The 15,950-nt window shown below is 65.2% G+C and carries 19 protein-coding genes; 11 read left to right on the top strand and 8 right to left on the bottom strand.

What is annotated here, in order from left to right:
* Positions 1-196: 196 nt before the first annotated feature.
* The gene (gene cmk, locus EI73_RS08965; RefSeq protein ID WP_051935462.1) at positions 197-865 is read right to left on the bottom strand and encodes a (d)CMP kinase; all 669 of its coding nucleotides are present in this window, start codon (positions 863-865) and stop codon (positions 197-199) included.
* Between the two features lie 69 nt (positions 866-934).
* On the opposite strand from cmk, the gene EI73_RS08960 reads away from it, so the two are divergent.
* Complete coding sequence (locus EI73_RS08960; protein WP_034386062.1) at positions 935-1,705, top strand: peptidylprolyl isomerase; 771 nt, start codon at positions 935-937, stop codon at positions 1,703-1,705.
* Between the two features lie 61 nt (positions 1,706-1,766).
* Here EI73_RS08960 and obgE read toward each other — a convergent pair whose 3' ends face one another.
* The 6 genes from obgE to EI73_RS15640 all read right to left on the bottom strand — a co-directional run bounded on the left by obgE (position 1,767) and on the right by EI73_RS15640 (position 7,730).
* Positions 1,767-3,068 carry a GTPase ObgE gene (obgE, locus tag EI73_RS08955; RefSeq protein ID WP_034386060.1) on the bottom strand — a complete coding sequence of 434 codons (1,302 nt, stop codon included), beginning with the start codon at positions 3,066-3,068 and terminating at the stop codon, positions 1,767-1,769.
* A 78-nt stretch (positions 3,069-3,146) separates the two neighbouring features.
* Complete coding sequence (gene rpmA, locus EI73_RS08950; protein WP_034386058.1) at positions 3,147-3,422, bottom strand: 50S ribosomal protein L27; 276 nt, start codon at positions 3,420-3,422, stop codon at positions 3,147-3,149.
* Positions 3,423-3,466: 44 nt separating this feature from the next.
* Positions 3,467-3,769 carry a 50S ribosomal protein L21 gene (gene rplU, locus EI73_RS08945; RefSeq protein WP_034386056.1) on the bottom strand — a complete coding sequence of 101 codons (303 nt, stop codon included), beginning with the start codon at positions 3,767-3,769 and terminating at the stop codon, positions 3,467-3,469.
* A gap of 371 nt (positions 3,770-4,140) precedes the next feature.
* Positions 4,141-5,529, bottom strand: coding sequence for a hypothetical protein (locus EI73_RS08940; RefSeq protein WP_156103501.1), 1,389 nt, complete (start codon positions 5,527-5,529; stop codon positions 4,141-4,143).
* Positions 5,530-6,336: 807 nt separating this feature from the next.
* On the bottom strand, positions 6,337-7,218 hold the full coding sequence (locus EI73_RS08935; RefSeq protein WP_156103500.1) for a hypothetical protein: 882 nt from the start codon (positions 7,216-7,218) through the stop codon (positions 6,337-6,339).
* A 38-nt stretch (positions 7,219-7,256) separates the two neighbouring features.
* On the bottom strand, positions 7,257-7,730 hold the full coding sequence (locus EI73_RS15640; protein WP_051935461.1) for a helix-turn-helix transcriptional regulator: 474 nt from the start codon (positions 7,728-7,730) through the stop codon (positions 7,257-7,259).
* 96 nt (positions 7,731-7,826) lie between these two features.
* Between EI73_RS15640 and EI73_RS16300 the strand changes: the two genes are divergently transcribed.
* The 8 genes from EI73_RS16300 to rdgB all read left to right on the top strand — a co-directional run bounded on the left by EI73_RS16300 (position 7,827) and on the right by rdgB (position 13,847).
* On the top strand, positions 7,827-8,090 hold the full coding sequence (locus tag EI73_RS16300; protein ID WP_156103499.1) for a hypothetical protein: 264 nt from the start codon (positions 7,827-7,829) through the stop codon (positions 8,088-8,090).
* Positions 8,065-8,727, top strand: a complete 663-nt coding sequence (locus EI73_RS08925) for a response regulator transcription factor (protein WP_034386050.1) — start codon at positions 8,065-8,067, stop codon at positions 8,725-8,727. Before EI73_RS16300 ends, EI73_RS08925 begins: the two co-directional genes overlap by 26 nt.
* A 43-nt stretch (positions 8,728-8,770) precedes the next feature.
* Positions 8,771-10,180, top strand: a complete 1,410-nt coding sequence (locus tag EI73_RS08920; RefSeq protein ID WP_034387965.1) for a HAMP domain-containing sensor histidine kinase — start codon at positions 8,771-8,773, stop codon at positions 10,178-10,180.
* Positions 10,177-10,971 carry an NTP transferase domain-containing protein gene (locus tag EI73_RS08915; protein ID WP_034386048.1) on the top strand — a complete coding sequence of 265 codons (795 nt, stop codon included), beginning with the start codon at positions 10,177-10,179 and terminating at the stop codon, positions 10,969-10,971. Before EI73_RS08920 ends, EI73_RS08915 begins: the two co-directional genes overlap by 4 nt.
* A gap of 100 nt (positions 10,972-11,071) precedes the next feature.
* Positions 11,072-11,308 (top strand): ferredoxin, encoded by a 237-nt coding sequence (locus tag EI73_RS08910; protein ID WP_034384600.1) that lies wholly within the window; start codon positions 11,072-11,074, stop codon positions 11,306-11,308.
* Between the two features lie 232 nt (positions 11,309-11,540).
* Positions 11,541-12,473 (top strand): magnesium transporter CorA family protein, encoded by a 933-nt coding sequence (locus tag EI73_RS08905; RefSeq protein WP_034386045.1) that lies wholly within the window; start codon positions 11,541-11,543, stop codon positions 12,471-12,473.
* Positions 12,473-13,174, top strand: coding sequence for a hypothetical protein (locus tag EI73_RS08900; protein WP_034386042.1), 702 nt, complete (start codon positions 12,473-12,475; stop codon positions 13,172-13,174). The genes EI73_RS08905 and EI73_RS08900 overlap by 1 nt, the downstream gene beginning before the upstream one ends.
* Positions 13,175-13,247: 73 nt before the next feature.
* The gene (rdgB, locus tag EI73_RS08895; protein WP_034386040.1) at positions 13,248-13,847 is read left to right on the top strand and encodes an RdgB/HAM1 family non-canonical purine NTP pyrophosphatase; all 600 of its coding nucleotides are present in this window, start codon (positions 13,248-13,250) and stop codon (positions 13,845-13,847) included.
* 15 nt (positions 13,848-13,862) lie between these two features.
* Here rdgB and EI73_RS08890 read toward each other — a convergent pair whose 3' ends face one another.
* Positions 13,863-14,303, bottom strand: coding sequence for a SufE family protein (locus EI73_RS08890; protein WP_034386038.1), 441 nt, complete (start codon positions 14,301-14,303; stop codon positions 13,863-13,865).
* 120 nt (positions 14,304-14,423) lie between these two features.
* Here EI73_RS08890 and EI73_RS08885 point away from each other — a divergent pair, with 120 nt between their 5' ends.
* Together EI73_RS08885 and EI73_RS08880 are read left to right on the top strand one after the other, a co-directional pair.
* Positions 14,424-15,284, top strand: coding sequence for a sulfurtransferase (locus EI73_RS08885; protein ID WP_034386036.1), 861 nt, complete (start codon positions 14,424-14,426; stop codon positions 15,282-15,284).
* Positions 15,285-15,398: 114 nt separating this feature from the next.
* A complete protein-coding gene (locus EI73_RS08880) occupies positions 15,399-15,797 on the top strand; it encodes a hypothetical protein (RefSeq protein WP_034386034.1) in 399 nt (132 codons plus the stop codon).
* The last annotated feature ends 153 nt before the right edge of the window (positions 15,798-15,950 follow it).

Raw genomic sequence — 15,950 nt, 5'->3', positions numbered from 1 at the left:
GCCAGACCACCTCCGGTCTGGCCTTTTTGATCACCTCACAGTTGATGAACGTGGGCGGACCACGAGCCTCCAGCCGACTTTAAGGGTTGTTTGTGGCGCAGGACGAGGGCGCTTCCGTCCGTTGAGCGGCTCAGAATCAGATGGGTAAAACCGCCTGACCCAGCTCAGCGCAGCGTGAACTCTCCGGAGACCGAGCTTAAGACGGTTCAACTGTTCGACTGGAAGAGCTTCTGTTCCAGTCCACGTGTTTCGGCAGCCCCGCCAGAACCGCCGCAATCACCTCTTCCAGCGTGAGTGGCCCCGTGTCGATGACCCGGGCATCTGGAGCGGGGGCGCTCTGACCTGCGTCGCGGCGGTCACGCTCGATCAGCGCTGCCTCGATAGCGGGCACGTCCTCGGGGCGCTCGCGGGCGCGGCGCTCGGCCCGCACGCGTGGACTGGCCGTCAGGTAGAACTTGGCCTCGGCGTGCGGAAAGACGTTTGTGCCCATGTCGCGGCCCTCCGCCACAAAGGGTTCGGGCAGGGCGCGCAGGAGCGTATTCACCCAGGTTCGCACCTCGGGCAGGGCCGCGACGGTGCTCACGCCCGCGTCTACCCGGCTGGAATGCAGGTCCGGCGTGAGGTCACGCTCTCCAGCCCACACCCGGTTGCCCTCTGGGAGAGGTTCTAGCCGCAGGGGCGTCGACCGCAGGTGTGCGAGGAGGGCGTGGGCGTCATGCCGCGGCACGCCCGCTTCCAGGGCGAGCAGGGTCGCCGCGCGGTACAGCAGGCCGCTACTCACGTACGGCACCCCCAGCGCCCGCGCGACCCCCGAGGCGACACTTGATTTTCCACTCGCAGCCACGCCGTCAATCGTCACGATCACCCGCCCAGTGTAGAAGATGCGTTTTGCCGACAGGCCCGGCCCTCACCTGCGCTCGCTAGACTGCTCCCCGTGAAACAGCCTGCCTCTCTTCTGACTGCCCTGCTCACCGCCGTGCTCCTGTTGACCTCCTGCCAGAAGGAGGAGAGCGGAGCCACCACGGACACGACCGGCGAGACGGCCCAAACCGAGACGACGCAGACAGACGCCACCAAAACAGCAGCCAGTTCCTCGGTCACCCAACCCGGCCCCGTTCCGGCGGGCTATACCGTGGTGCCTCCTCTTTCGGACAAGCCGGTGCGCAGCTTTAAGGCGGCGCCTGAATTCACCCTGCAAGACGGCCGGGACTACTACGCGCTCATCGATACGTCGAAGGGTCAGATTCTCGTTGACCTCTACGAGAAGGAGACACCCGTGACCGTCAACAATTTTGTCACGTTGGCGCGCCACCACTTCTATGATGGAACGCGCTTTCATCGCGTGATCGAGGGCTTTATGGCGCAGGGCGGTGATCCCCTCAGCGCCGACGAGAGCAAAAAGGCTCAGTGGGGGACGGGCGGTCCCGGCTACAGCTTCGCGGACGAATTCCGTGAGAAGCTCACGTTTGATAGCCCCGGCCTGCTGGCGATGGCCAACAGCGGTCCTGCCACCAACGGGTCACAGTTTTTTATCACCTTTGTCCCCACGGACTTCCTGAACGGCAAGCACACCATCTTTGGCAAGGTCGTGCAGGGTGACGACGTGCTTCCCAAGCTGACCCGCACCATGGACGAGAGCAACGCTGAGATTCCCGGGGCGGTGGCCGACAAGATCCTCACGGTGCGGATTCTGACCAAGGGCTGAAGCGGTGAAGCGCGAGCCGCCGGGAAGACGCCTTTCCCGACGGCCCCTTGGAGGTAAAGGCCTAGTCCTCGTCCGCGAAATACTCGAAGCGGAAGGTGCCGATCTCGACCGTATCCCCCTCGCGAGCGCCCGCGCGCTTGAGGGCGGCGTAGAGGCCCTGGCGCTTGAAGAGGCCCGAGAGGTACTCTGCGGCGTCCTCCAGATAGCGGGAGAAGCGGGTAAGCCGGGCTTCAAAGCCGCCCCCGTGCACCTCCCAGACGCGCTCGGGCTCCGCTCCGGGCTTCTCGGGGGCGTCCTCACGGAAGGTGATGCTCAGGGGTTCCTCGTAGACCTCTTGCGGTTCCTCCTCCAGGGCGTGGGTCTGTGCCCAGAGCTCGCGGTCAGGCAGGAGCTGAAACAGACCGTCACGCAACTCGGGGAGGCCCTGGCCGGTGTGGGCGCTGACCGGGAAGATCGGGAGGCCAAAGGTGGCGAGTTCGTCCTCAGCAAACGCCGCGAGTTCCGCGTCTACCAGCTCGATCTTGTTGAGGGCGATGCACGAGACATTCTCCAGCAGATCAGGGTTATAGGCGTGCAGCTCGGCCTGAAGCTGACGCAACTCCTCCACCGGGTTGCGGGTCACGTCGAGCACGTACACCAGCAGCCGAGTGCGGCTGATATGGCGCAGAAATTCCAGGCCCAAGCCCCTGCCCTCCGACGCGCCCTCGATGATGCCGGGAATGTCCGCCATGGTGAACCGCTGCTCGCCATCCGCGCTCTCGACCACACCCAGGATGGGGGAGAGGGTGGTGAAGGGGTAGTCGGCGATGGCGGGATTTGCTCGCGAGAGGGCCGCCAGCAGGCTGCTTTTGCCCGCATTGGGGTAGCCGACCAGACCTACGTCCGCAATCAGGCGCAGCTCCAGCCGCACCCGGCGTTTTTCGCCCGGCGTGCCCAATTCTGCAAACCGCGGGGCCTGCCGGGTGCTGCTCACGAAGGTGCTGTTGCCGCGTCCGCCCAGGCCGCCACGCGCGATCACCTTTTCCTGCCCGACACGCACCAGATCGGCCAGCACCCTGCCGGTGTCACGGTCAAAGGCGGTCGTGCCCACCGGCACGTCAATATAGAGATCTTCGCCATCGGCGCCCTGCCGCAGGCGGCCCTCGCCGTAGCCGCCGTTGGGCGCTTTGAACCTGCGCTTGCCCACCAGACGTTCGAGGCTTTCCACACCCTCGATCGCGCGCAGGATGACGTTCCCGCCGCGACCGCCGTGCCCTCCGTCCGGCCCGCCCTTTTCCAGGTACTTTGCTCGGTGGAAACTCATGCTGCCGTCGCCGCCATTTCCCGCAGCGACCTCAATATCCAGGACGTCACGAAACGCCATACGCACCTCCTTGCCTGCCCAGGTCTAAAAAAGCACGCCCCGCCACGTCGCCGGGCAGGGCGTGCCGTGTGCCGCGCTTCAGTCGGCGGCAACCTGAGGCGCAGTGGCCTCGATGCTGATGAACCGGCCCCTCTCGCCGCGGTTGGTAAAGACAACCTTGCCGTCCACCAGGGCGAAGAGCGTGTGATCGCGGCCCATGCCGACGCCCGCTCCGGCCTTGAACTTCGTGCCGCGCTGGCGAACCAGGATGTTCCCAGCCACGACGGTTTCACCCCCGAACTTCTTCACGCCCAGGTACTTGGGATTGCTGTCACGCCCGTTCTTGGACGACCCCACGCCTTTTTTGTGTGCCATGTCTGTTCACCTCTTGTTGCCCATTCGCTCCGGCGAGAACAGGCTTAGCCCTGAATGCCGGTAATGCGGATGGCGGTGTAGTTCTGCCGGTGGCCGTTGCGGCGGCGGTACTGAATGCCGCTCTTGTACTTGCGCACGTAGATCTTGGGGCCACGGCCGTGCTCCACAATCTCAGCCTGAACTGTGAACCGGCCTGCTTCCGCACCAAAAAGAACCTGCTCGCCGCCCACGAAGAGGGGGGTCAGGCTCAGCGTGTCGCCCGCCTCGCCCGTCAGGCTCTCGACGCGCACGACGTCGCCTTCCTGCACGCGGTACTGCTTGCCGCCGCTTTGAATGATCGCAAACATCTCTACCTTCCTCCTGCCGCGCCGGGAACGCTGCCCCGGTGTCCGGCTTCTCGCTCGCCCGGCCCGCCCAAGGACGGGGGGCGAGTCACCAGTGAAAAATCCTAGCACACCGCTCGCGCCGGGGCTACATGCCGAAGCCGCCCGAACCGGGCGGGGTCCCCCTGGGGAGAGTGCCGGAACGAGCCAATCATCACCCGCCCCCACAGTGGGAGCGTTCTTTGAGTGATGTGCCGTTGCGGTGTCTCTCGCGTGTCCTCGCGGTACACGCTGGCTCAGTGGGGGCCGAGCCTTCTGCCTGGGGGAACCTCCGGGGTGGGCGGCGCGGGGCCGCCTGCGCCTGCGGATCAAGATAGCAGAGGCCGCGCTCCTCCCTACAGGCGGGGCGACCGCGCCCGGTAGATGGTCCGGCCCTGCGCGTCCGTTTCCCGCGTCACTTCCAGGGGCCTGCTCAGCCCAGGGTGCGTGACGACCAACTTGCCGGACTGCGCCACAACCCAGTCTGGCTCGATCACGAAAGCCATAGAGGGTCCGGCGTCCTGCCGCTCCAGCCATACCGCGTCTCCAATCGTCACCGCGCCCTGTTGTGTTGCTACGGTCGCCCTCGTGATGGGGATCAGGATGTATTCGGGGAACGCGGCGTGTCGGTAAAACCCCTTCAGCCCGAAGGACCCCTGGGGCCTACCTTCGATCACGAGCAGGGGGGCGCCTGCCCGCAGATGCTTCAGCACCGGTTCCAGCCACGGCGCGAGGGACGCGTTGAGACGGTCAGCGGCTTCCTGAGCCTGTCCCAACGCCGCCCCCGACGGAACCGTCTCCCTCGGGGTGCGGCCCCCGAGCAGCAGTTCGAGGGGGGTGACGCCTGCCATCAGCCGCCCCTTCCAACCCAGCGGGTCTTCTTCCTGGTCGAGAAGTAGTCCTGCCAGTGCGCCCAGGCGGTACGCCTCGGTGGTGAGGTCCAGTCGGGCCGAGGGGAGCCACTCGGAGAGGTACCACGCGAGTACCGAGGCATTCCCGTCCGCCCCCTGGGTCATCAATCCCACCCGTACCTCGAAGTAGGTCGCACTGCCCTCTATGATGTCGGTCCACTGGCTGAGGCGCACTTCTTCCGGGAACCTGGTCTTCCAGCCCTGATACAGCCCGGCGGCCTCGGCCAGCAGGCGACCGCGTCGGGGCGTGTCCGGGGTGGTGAGGGCGTCCAGCAGCCGCTTGCCTATTTCTTCCCGGTAGGCACGGGGTTCAGCCACAACTGGGTAAGCCTGCACCCGGCGGCTGCCCTCGGCGAGGAGGCGCGTGACCTCCGGCCAGTTGTTTCCCTGCACGAAGGCGTGGAAGTTCTCGTGCGCCACGAACTGGACAAATGCGGTGTCTGCCTCTGCAATAGGCGCGTCCGGCTGAATGGCGTCCAGGCGGTAGTAGCCTCGCCGCCGCGCGACATCGTGAGAAAAGCCCCAGCCTGTGCCATGGGTCAGTGAGGGGGGCAGCTCGGCCACCGGGTAGCTGGAGACCTGCCCCGACTTGACCAGGTACGCCGTAACCCCGTCCGTGATGACATTCTCGACTGCCGCCCGGTCCCCAGCAGGCCAGGCCGTGGCGTAAAACCGTTCATACGTCGCCAGTTGACGTGCTATTGGGTGAATGCGCCATTCCAGAGGTGAGTAGCTGGCTGGGGCGGCGGCCTGAGCTATCGGGCTGACCTGAGTGGTGGACGCGGATGGGCTAGCAATAAGCGTCAGCAGTCCACATAGAAGGTGAACTGACATCTTCAAGCGCTCGACTGCAATTGAGAAATTCTACAGGCGCTTTTTGTCATAGAGCATACCCTCCTGATTTTTAGAGCGCTTGGTCTTTGAGGGCAATGATCCAGAAACTCACTTTTTGCGGATTAGAATGGTAATTTTAATAAAACAATATAAAACCAATCCTAACCATAAAATAAGCCACCAAGTTGATCTACTTGATAACCAATCATTAAAAAATGCACTGAGGAATAGCGCTACTCCCAAGATATACGCATATACTTCATTATGGAATTTCCCTCTCATAATCACTACCCCTACTTGATGAAAAACTGCGGTAGGGCGCATAATAAATGTGCCCTGGATAAGCCCAAATGTTATGTTAGTGGCAGTATTCAACACATTTTTCCTTAGTCCCGGTACATTTTTGAACCCACTCTCTCACAAGGCAAACGGTCTCCCATGCCAAGCAAGATGGAGTGGCCGCAGAGCCTGTGAGGACGCAGACAGTACCGACTGTTCTGCACACGGATTCAAGCTCGCAAAACGGCTCTGGATCATAACAAACACGTACCCATGTACACCCACACGACCCTCCCCCCGAGCCATCGCTATAACAAGGGATGGTGCCTTCTGAACTCTCTGTATCTGGACTGCCCTCCTGTTGTTCGGACAACCCGCCCCAGACGCCATTCTCCTGCTTTGTGTTATTCCATGAAGAGGCCTTTGCGTTATTCAGTGCTGGCGATAGAGAGAAGATGAGGGAGGCCGTCATTAGTAACCATCTACCTAAGTACATAACTCCTCCTTTGAGTTTGTCCACCCGGCCATTTACTCCAACGGTAATGTGCCTGCTTGAAACGGATTGACCTGCTCGATATCGAATCCTGAGCCTCTCCGTTCGATTATCCCGGCGCTGTTGACCAAGATCTGGGTGGGCGTGCCCTGGGCGCGGTAGGCGCTAGCGAGCTTTACCCCTATGCTCACGTCGGTCTTGTCCTCTACAATGCGAACATTTTTTGAAGCCCCCGCAAACTGCTTCCTCACCGCGTCCAGTTCGCCCGGCGCCACAATCCACACCGCCACCTTCGGATTCTCCCGCGCGTACTTCAGCAGGTGCGGCAGTTGATCCGTGCAAAAGCGGCAACTGGCCGAGTGGAAGATCAGCAGATGATTCCGGCTGCTCGCCCAGTTCACACCGGGCAGGGCCGGGGCCGGGCTGCCCACGCCGCCGGGCACCGTTAACCTCGGCACGGGCTTTCCGGCCAGCAGTGCCGTGCCCAGTTCCCGTGTCTCGGCGTTGGTCAGCGTGCCCTCGTAAAAGCCCTCAACAGTCCCAGCAGCGTTGACATACATCACCGCCGGAAGAGTTTTTAGTCCAAGGGCCTGAATGCTCTTGCCCGCTGTATCCGCGTAGACGGTGGGCTTGAGGGCAAAGCCACTCAGGTACTCACGCAGGGCGGCGCTGTTCTGCTCGGTGACCAGCGTGATCTGGAGCTTCGGGTTGCTCTTCTGGAGGGCCGAGAGTGCGCCCAGTTGTAAGCTGCACGCGGCGCAGTCGGGCTGGGCGAACACAGAGACCGTGGGTCTTCCATTGTGGGGGAGGGAAGTAGCCTTGACCGATTTGTTTAACCAGTCCAGGCGGGGCGTGCCGCTGAGGGCGAGAGCCGAGCTACTGACGAGCCATGCGCCCAGAAGCACAAGTTTCTGCATGACCGCAGCTTAGGGAGAGACCGACTTGGGCCGCATCCTCAGCCCTGGGGAGGACTCGTCGTTAGTTGTCTAGATAAGGGGGAAGACGGGTAGCCCCAGTAGAGATCCCTGGCCGCGTGACGGCTGTTCACGCCCAGTTTGGCGAGCACTGCACTGACCTGGGTGTGGACCGTGCTGGTTTTGGTGCCGATCCTGCTGGCGATCTCGGCGTTGCTGAGGCCGAAGGCGATCATCCGCAGGGCGCGGCGTTCGCAGGGGGTCAGCGGTAAGTACGCCAGTGCTGGCCCCAGGTAGAAGAACTTGCCTTGCTGCAAGTCCAGACGCTCAAGGATGGCGTGAACGTGGCGGGGATCAAGGGCCTCCTGAACGAGGAGGCCCAAGGGGCTGCGTTCCAGCACGTCCCAGAGGTAGGGCAGCCCCCGGGTACGCGTCAGAACGACCTGTCCCGCGAGGTCCAGGTGCAGAACCTTTCCCGGCGGATCGTCAAGCACGATGGGGGGGAGGGGCTGCATGGGGCGATGGTACTTGTTCGGGTGTGACGCGGCCGGCGAAGTTGGGTGAACCGACTCCAGAGCAACCCCTCGCCTGTTTCCCCCGTATCGATCCCCGTGATCCTCCGACTGCGCCGTATCTGGCGGGACACCCTGACGCTGCTGGGGGGCGGCGGCGACTTCACGGTGGTGCCCACGGTGCTCGCCGACGCGCGGGCGCGGAGTGCGGACTTGCAAAGGCGGTTGCCTTGGCTGCTGCCCTCATGGGAACTGCTGTTTCTGGCCGGGGTGGTGGGCCTGGCTGCGGTCCCTGTCCGGTTAACCCCCCTTTCACCCGTCCCTCTACACTGGCCTCATGCGGCTGCTGCTGGTCGAGGATGATCCCCGCATCGCCGGGCCCACGCTGGAGGCTCTGCGGGAAGCAGGGTACGCAGCGACGTGGCGGCAGACGGGTCCAGAGGGATTGGAGGAAGCTCTGCTGGGCGAATATCCCCTGATCGTGCTGGACGTGATGCTGCCGGGTATGGACGGCTTCGAGATCGCGCGGGAACTGCGCTCGGCGGGGTCAGAGGCGGCCATCCTCTTTCTGACGGCACGGGGCGAGCTCGAGGACCGGGTGCAGGGCCTTGACCTGGGGGGAGACGCCTACCTGGTCAAGCCCTTTGCCGTGCCGGAGCTTCTCGCCACGCTGCGGGCCCTCACGCGGCGCGAGCGGGGGGCGCCGAGTCCGCGCGTCACCTTCGCGGGGGGACGCGGGGTGCTGGACACCGTGGCCCGCGTGGTGACCTGGGACGGGGCGGAGGTGGCCGTGACCGGGCGGGAGTACGCCCTGCTGGAGGTGCTGGCACTCGCGCCCGACCGCTGGTTTACCCGCGAGGAGCTCCTCGACCGGGTGTGGGGGCCCGACTTCGGTGGCGAGGCCCGTATCGTGGACGTGTACGTACGCTACCTGCGCCGCAAGCTCGCCCCCGAGGCCGTGAGCAGCGAGCGGGGGCGGGGGTACCGGGTGGAACGGTGAGGCCGTGTTTCGCCGTCAGCCCTTGGCCCTTTGCCTCCCTTCCGTGCGCCTGACGCTGCGTGCCCGGCTGGCTCTGTGGGCAGCCTTGGCGACGGCACTAGCGGTGGCCTTGGTGGCGGCTGGCCTGTTTTTCGCGGTCAATGGCTTTCTGTTTGCCGCGCAGCGGGACCGGCTGGCTGGGGCGGTGGGGGCGGTGCAGGCGCGGGTGGAGGCGGCCCTAGGCCGGGGAGAGGACCTGCTGGGGGCACTGTTGGGCGTCCAGGGAACACTGGCTCCGGCGGATCTGGAAGCCATTCTGGAGGCGGACCCACAGACCCGGAATCTGGATGTGCGGCTGTTGACGGTGCGGGGGGGAGAGGTGCGTGCGGTGAGTACTCGGCGCTTTCCGGAGGGGATCCCGCCCGATCTTCCTCCCGGGACGTACCGAGCAGGTGACCGGCTGGTCGCGGTGCGGGTGCTGGCGGGCGGGCGAGCAGCCCTCACGGTGGCGACGGACGCGCGGGCGCTGGGCGAGGCGCGGGCGGCTTTTGGGCGGGCGCTGCTTGTGCTGCTGCCCCTCGCGCTGGCTCTGTCCCTGGGACTGGGCTGGACGGTCGCGGGGCGACTGCTGCGGCCGGTACGCCTGCTGGAGGAGGCGGCGCGGGAGATCGGCGCCGGGGGAGAGCTGCGGCGGCCGGTCCCCGGTGCGGGCGAGGGGGACGAGCTCGCGCGGCTGGCGCTGACCCTGCAGGAGACGTTTGCGCGGCTGGCCGATGCCCGCGACCGTGAGCGGGACTTCCTGCGGGCGGCGGCGCACGACCTGCGCAGCCCCCTGGCGGCCCTTACGGCACGGGTGGACGCCACGCTCGCCCGCGACCGCGACGCCGCACGGTACCGCCTGGAACTGCGCGAGATCGGCACAGATATCGCCCGACTCTCGGCGCTCGCCCACCACCTGCTCCTTCTGGCGCGTGATCCGGCGGCCCTGACCCGGGAACCGGTGCCGCTGCGCGACCTGGCGGCAGACGCGGTCGACCGAGCGCGCGAACTCCAGCCCGAAGCAGATGTGGACCTGATTGCCCCGCACGCTGTGACGGTGGCGGGTGACCGTGTGCTGTTGGGGCAGGCGATCTGGAACCTGACGGCAAATGCGCTACTCCACGCACCCGGTGCGGCCGTGACCGTGACCGTGACGAGTGACGGGGCGGGCGGCGGTCTGGTAGAGGTGCGGGACGACGGCCCCGGTGTGGATGCAGCCATCCTAAGCCGCCTGGGTGAGGCCTTTTACCGCCCGGACGCCAGCCGGGCCTCTGGAACCGGGGGGCACGGCCTAGGCCTCGCGTTGGTGCGCCGCGCGGCCGACCTTCATGGCGGCGCGTTGCGGCTGGCGAGCGCCCCCGGAGCGGGCTTTACGGCCACGCTGCACCTTCCCGCCCGGCCCGCGCCGGGAGAAGTGCTACGCTCTCCCGCATGACCCAACTTCCAGCCGCGCCGTGGAGTGCCGTGGTGCTGGGCGGCGGTGATCCCGGCGACGCCTTTGCGGCCGCACACGGCGTGCCCGTCAAGGCCCTGATTCCGGTGGCGGGGGAACCGATGGCCCTGCATGTGCTGCGCGCCCTGCGCGAGAGCGGACGGGTGGGGCGCGTTGCCTACGTTGGTCCGACCGTTCCCGAGATGGCCGAGCTGATCGACGAGCGCGTAACTGACCACGGCACGCTGCTGAGCAATCTGGAAGCCGGTGTGGAGGCGCTGGCCGCTGCTGGTCTGGCACCGGGAGAGCGCGTGCTGGTGGTGACGGCCGATATCCCGCTGGTGACCGGGGAACAGCTTGCGCAGGTGCTGGACGCGGCGCCTGCACACGCTGCCCTGGTCTATCCAGTGGTTCGCCGGGGCGACTGCGAAAAGGCCTACCCCGGGGTGCAGCGCACCTATGCCCGGCTGCGCGAGGACACCTTTACCGGTGGGAACATCTTCCTGCTGGATCCCCGCCTGATCGGCCAGTTTCTGCCCCGGCTGCGCGAGGTGCTGGCCGCGCGCAAGGCTCCTCTAAAGCTCGCTGGACTGATCGGGCCGGGCATCCTGCTGCGGCTGCTCACGCGCCGCCTGACCGTGCGCGAGCTGGAAGAACGGGTCAGCCGTATCCTGGGCGTGCCCGCCCGCGCCCTGGTCACCCCGCACGCCGCTATCGGTACCGATGTGGACAAGGACGCCGACCTGCGCCTGGCCGAAGCGCACCTAGGGGCACGGCCCCCCCTTCAATCCTGAGCCTTGCGCTTGGTTTTTGCGTCTACACCGGCGGAATCCTGGCTCATTCGTGAACCTCCCGCCCTTGTCACGGCGGGGGGGGGTGTGCATACTGTCCGCCATGCCTCACGTCATCACCAGCCCCTGTATCGGTGTCAAGGATCAGGCCTGCACCGAAGTCTGCCCAGTCGAGTGCATCTACGACGGCGGCGACCAGTTCGTGATTCACCCTGACGAGTGCATCGACTGCGGCGCCTGCGTGCCCGCCTGCCCGGTGAGCGCGATTTTTCCCGAGGAGGACGTGCCCGCGGGCGAGGAAGAATTCATCGTCAAGAACCGCGCCTTTTTCGGGCTCTAACCGTCCTTTTGCCTGTTGGTCCCGGCTGCTGGCCGGGGCGTTTTCTTGGCGCCCTTGCCCTGTCTTCCGCGTGCCGTTAGGATGGCCCCTGGTGCCGGTGCGCACCCGGAAAGGAGGTGATGACGTGAATCTTACCCTGGAAGCCGACCACGATCCTCCCAGTTTTTTCCTCACGCCATCCCACCCCCGGAGGACGCACCATGCAGAACACGGACAGTAAGGGCGGGCGGCCATGCTGACGTACTACCGCAGCATCGGCGGGAAGTTGCAGGTTGTGGGCGGCTACGTCGACGGCTGCTGGATCAATGCGACGGCCCCTACCGCCGAGGAACTTGCCCGCGTGAGCCGCGAGACGGGCCTTGATCTCGACTACCTCAGCTACCCCCTTGACCCGGACGAGCGCAGCCGTTTCGAGCGCGAGGACGGTCAACTGCTCATCATCATGCAGACCAGCTACCGTCTGGGAGAAGACAGCGATATCCCCTATGACACGGTGCCGCTGGGCATTCTGCACACCGACCACTGCCTGGTCACCGTCTGTGCCACCGAGAACCCGGTGGTGAATGACGTGGTGAGCGGCCTGGTCCGCCGCGTTTCAACAGCGAAGAAAAACCGCCTGACCCTGCAGCTCTTCCTGCGCAATGCCCAGCGCTTTTTGATCGACGTGCGGCAGATCAACAAGCAGGTAGACCGCATCGAGGACCGCATGGAGACAGCCACCCGCAACCGGGAGCTGATGGATCTTCTCAAGCTGGAAAAGAGCCTGGTGTACTTTATCACTGGCCTCAAGGCGAACGAGGCGATGATGGAGCGCGTCAAGCGTGACCGCATCTTTGAGATGTACGAGGAGGATTCCGACCTGCTGGACGATGTGCTGATCGAGAATCTCCAGGCGATCGAGATGGCTTCTATCGCCAGCAACATCCTCACCAGCATGGCGGGTGCCTTTGCTTCCGTCATCAACAACAACGTCAACCAGGTTGTGAAGGTGCTCACCGTGACGACCATTCTGGTGGCCATCCCCACGCTGGTGACCAGCATCTTCGGGATGAATGTGCCGCTGCCCTTTCAGGAGAGTCCCGAAGCGCTGTGGATCATCCTGGGAATCGCCCTCACGTTGTCGGCAAGCCTGGCCTTCCTGTTCTACCGCTGGCGGGTGTTCTGATGCCGGACCCCCGTTCGGGCACTCGGTTCGCCGTCTACCTCTGTCCCCCGGCGGGTAACCCGTATTACCGGCTGGGAAGCGATCTTCTCGGGTTCGACGTGCGGGCGGGGCAGGTGCGGCCTCTGCCCGAGTTCCTGCGACCGCAGGACCAGACGGAGGCTGGGCCGTACGGTCTGCACCTGACGGTTGTGGAGGGTTTCTTGACTGACCCGGCGTGGTGGCCGCAGATCGAGGCGGAGGTGCGCGCTGGCGTGGCCTGCCTGTCTCCTGGCGCAGTGCTCACCCTGACCGGGGGACGGGTGGAAGCCTGGGACGACGGCGAAACTTGGGTGCACCGCTTCGACGCCAATGCCGCCCTGCTGGTGCTGCACACCCTGCTCCTCGCGCGCCTCGCCCGGTTCGTGACGGCTTCGCCCTTTGACGCGCAGGTCGCGCAGGGCAAGTACGCGCAGCCCTTTGAGCGGGCGCGGATGCGTCTGCTGCATACGCCGCGCGGCTTAGACTCCTGGCGACCTCACTTCACGCTGGTCCAGCCCTACCGGGGAAGCGATCCTGCGGGCCTGCGCACGCGGCTGGAAGCCCTGACAGCCCCCCATCACGCCCAGACGTACCGCGCCGTCGCCCTTTTCGAGAAGCGTGAGGGAGAAACGCGCTGGCGAGTGCGGGCTGATGTTCCCCTGCATTCCCCCCAAACGGCGTGACCCTCACGCGGCGTTCCCGTTCCTCCCCTACACTCGGCGGGTGACAAAGAACGCAGGAACGAGCGAAAGCGGAATGCGGGTGGTGGTGGCGACCGGCAACCCGGGCAAGGTGCGCGAGATCGCAGAGGCTCTGGAGGGGTTGGGCTGGCAGCTGGAGGGCCTGAACGGTGTGCCCCTCCCCGAGGAGACAGGCACCACCTACGAGGAGAATGCCGCCCTGAAAGCCTGTGCGGCAGCCGTCGCGACCGGCCTGCCGGCCCTGGCGGACGACTCCGGGTTGGAAGTGAGCGCGCTGGGCGGGCAACCCGGCGTGTACAGCGCCCGCTTTGGCCACCGCAGCAGCGACCTGGAGCGCAACCTCTACCTGCTGGAGCGGCTGCGCGGCGTACAGGACCGCCGGGCGAAGTTCGTCTCGGTGGTGATTCTCGCCTATCCCGACGGGCACCTGGAAACATACCGCGGTGAGGTGCTCGGGACGCTGCTGGAAGGTCCGCGCGGCGAGAACGGCTTTGGCTACGATCCCCTCTTTGTGCCCGACGGCGACACCCGGACCTTCGCTGAGATGAGCTTGGCCGAAAAACGGGTGATCAGCCACCGAGGACGGGCGCTGGCTGCGCTGCTGCAAGCCCACCGGAGCGGGCCGCCCGCACGGGAAGTGATCCGGGCGGAATAACCCAGATCACCCGGCCTATAGCGCGTGTTCCCGCACGTCGTTCTTGAGCCGCATCAGAATGGCGCCCATCCCGCGCAGCCGCATCGGCGTGATCAGCTCGGTGAGCCCCATCTCCATATAAAACTGGTCGGGCACATTCAGGATGGTCTCGGGCTTTTCGCCCTGCAGCGCTTCGCTGAGGATGCCGGCGTACCCCCGCACCGTGGGGGCTTCCTCGGGCACCTTGAAGTGCATTCGCACGCCGCCCTGCTCGTCCCGCTCAGTCACGAGGAAAAAGGGGCTGGCGCATTCGGGCACCGGCTTCATGAATTCAGGGTGCTCCACGTACTTCGCGGGCAGCGGGGGCAGCTTCCTGCTGTATTCCAGGAGCGCTTGCAGCCGCAGCGGCTTGGGGGCGCTGCGAAACATGTTCACGATGTTCTGGAGCTTCTCGGGAAGGGGGGGAGCGTCCGACATACGGTCACTGTACCCCCGGCGCCGGGCAGGTTATGGTAAGCCCTGTCCAGTTGACCTTTTGGGTCAACCAAAGGACCACTTGGGTACAATCGGGAGCGGAAAGCGTCATAGGAGGCACACATGGAATACGCAAAGGACGTGCTGGTCAGCACCGAGTGGGTGGCCCAGAACCTCAACCAGGAGGGCATCCGCCTCATCGAGGTGGATGAGGATATCCTGCTGTACGACACCGGCCATATTCCCGGCGCCGTGAAGATCGATTGGCAGCAGGATTTCTGGGACCCGGTCATGCGCGAGTTTATCCAGCCCGAGCAGCTTCAGGCGTTGCTGGGCCGCCTGGGGCTTAAGCCGGAGGACACCATCATTCTCTACGGCGACAAGAGCAACTGGTGGGCCGCCTATGCGTACTGGTTCCTCAGCTACAACGGGGTAGGCAACCTCAAGCTGATGAATGGTGGCCGTCAGAAGTGGGTTGCGGAAGGCCGTGAACTCACCACCGAGGTGCCGACCTTTGAACCCACCCAGTATCCGCCTCTTCGCCGGGACGAGAGCCTGCGCGCCTACCGTGACGAGGTCAAGGCCCATATCGAGGCGGTGCGGGCGGGCCAGGGCGCGATGGTGGATGTCCGCAGCCCCGACGAGTTCTCCGGCAAGGTCACGCACATGCCCAACTACCCACAAGAAGGCGTGCTGCGCGGTGGCCACATTCCCGGCGCGCGCAACATCCCCTGGGCGCGCGCTACCAATGAGGACGGCACCTTTAAGAGCGCCGAGGAACTCCGGGCGCTGTACGAGGGCGAGGGCGTGACCCCGGACAAGGACGTGATCGCCTACTGCCGCATCGCGGAACGCTCCAGCCACTCCTGGTTCGTGCTGCGTGAGCTGCTGGGCTATCCCAGGGTCCGCAACTATGACGGCTCGTGGACCGAATGGGGCAACGCAGTGGGGATGCCCATCGAGAAGACGTACCAGGAAGCCTGAGCTTGGAGGGGAAGCAGGGGGGGCAGGCCCCTCTGCTTTTTTGGTGGCTTTCTTCACGTCTTCCCCTCCGGTCAGGGGAAGCGCCTCACCGCCGTTTGCCCTTAAGGTAGAGGGGTGACGCTCCTGATCCTCATCATCGCTGTTCTGGCGGGCGCCTTCCTGTTTCTGAAGCTGCGGAGCAACCGCTCCGGCGGCGCGCCTCCCGGAACTGTGGGGCTGGACGAGGAGACGGCGGTTCGGCCCGAGATAGATCCCGCAGCCTTGGCGGCCGCCCGAGCACGCGTTTCGCCCGCTGTTCCCGACGAGGTGCTCTCGGACGCCCTGCTGGACGCTACGCCCAAGCAGCTCGCTAGCCTGTTTGCCGCCGTGCCAAAGGACGTGATGGCCGCCGCTTTGGGCAAGGAGGCCGAAGCGCCACGGGGCCAGGCGAAGGCCGAAGACCTCGCGCAACTCAGAAAGATGGGCGACGCCGTGGATGACCTCGAAATCTGGAGTTTCGGGGAGAAGAGCTAAAGGGGCAGAAGGCAGAACGCCGAAAGCGCTGGCGATCACCCGCGAGGAACTCAACCGGGGGCTGGAACCCTGCGGGCTGAGCCCAGGGCGTTTCAAAGCGCCGCTGTTCCTTCCTGCGGAACAGGAGGAGAGCCGCTTCACGGTTTTCCTTAA

This window comes from Deinococcus sp. YIM 77859 (genome assembly GCF_000745175.1).
In the GTDB taxonomy this organism is placed as follows: domain Bacteria; phylum Deinococcota; class Deinococci; order Deinococcales; family Deinococcaceae; genus Deinococcus.
This window is presented reverse-complemented; position numbering and strand designations above follow the sequence as displayed.

Excerpts from the sequence above, each read along its gene's own strand:
- rplU (WP_034386056.1), bottom strand. The coding sequence starts at position 3,769 with ATGTTTGCGATCATTCAAAGCGGCGGCAAGCAGTACCGCGTGCAGGAA.
- EI73_RS08910 (WP_034384600.1), top strand. The coding sequence starts at position 11,072 with ATGCCTCACGTCATCACCAGCCCCTGTATCGGTGTCAAGGATCAGGCC.
- EI73_RS08925 (WP_034386050.1), top strand. The coding sequence starts at position 8,065 with ATGCGGCTGCTGCTGGTCGAGGATGATCCCCGCATCGCCGGGCCCACG.
- rpmA (WP_034386058.1), bottom strand. The coding sequence starts at position 3,422 with ATGGCACACAAAAAAGGCGTGGGGTCGTCCAAGAACGGGCGTGACAGC.
- EI73_RS08935 (WP_156103500.1), bottom strand. The coding sequence starts at position 7,218 with ATGCAGAAACTTGTGCTTCTGGGCGCATGGCTCGTCAGTAGCTCGGCT.
- EI73_RS08905 (WP_034386045.1), top strand. The coding sequence starts at position 11,541 with ATGCTGACGTACTACCGCAGCATCGGCGGGAAGTTGCAGGTTGTGGGC.
- EI73_RS15640 (WP_051935461.1), bottom strand. The coding sequence starts at position 7,730 with ATGCAGCCCCTCCCCCCCATCGTGCTTGACGATCCGCCGGGAAAGGTT.
- EI73_RS08940 (WP_156103501.1), bottom strand. The coding sequence starts at position 5,529 with ATGTCAGTTCACCTTCTATGTGGACTGCTGACGCTTATTGCTAGCCCA.
- EI73_RS08900 (WP_034386042.1), top strand. The coding sequence starts at position 12,473 with ATGCCGGACCCCCGTTCGGGCACTCGGTTCGCCGTCTACCTCTGTCCC.
- EI73_RS08885 (WP_034386036.1), top strand. The coding sequence starts at position 14,424 with ATGGAATACGCAAAGGACGTGCTGGTCAGCACCGAGTGGGTGGCCCAG.
- EI73_RS08915 (WP_034386048.1), top strand. The coding sequence starts at position 10,177 with ATGACCCAACTTCCAGCCGCGCCGTGGAGTGCCGTGGTGCTGGGCGGC.
- rdgB (WP_034386040.1), top strand. The coding sequence starts at position 13,248 with ATGCGGGTGGTGGTGGCGACCGGCAACCCGGGCAAGGTGCGCGAGATC.
- obgE (WP_034386060.1), bottom strand. The coding sequence starts at position 3,068 with ATGGCGTTTCGTGACGTCCTGGATATTGAGGTCGCTGCGGGAAATGGC.
- EI73_RS08890 (WP_034386038.1), bottom strand. The coding sequence starts at position 14,303 with ATGTCGGACGCTCCCCCCCTTCCCGAGAAGCTCCAGAACATCGTGAAC.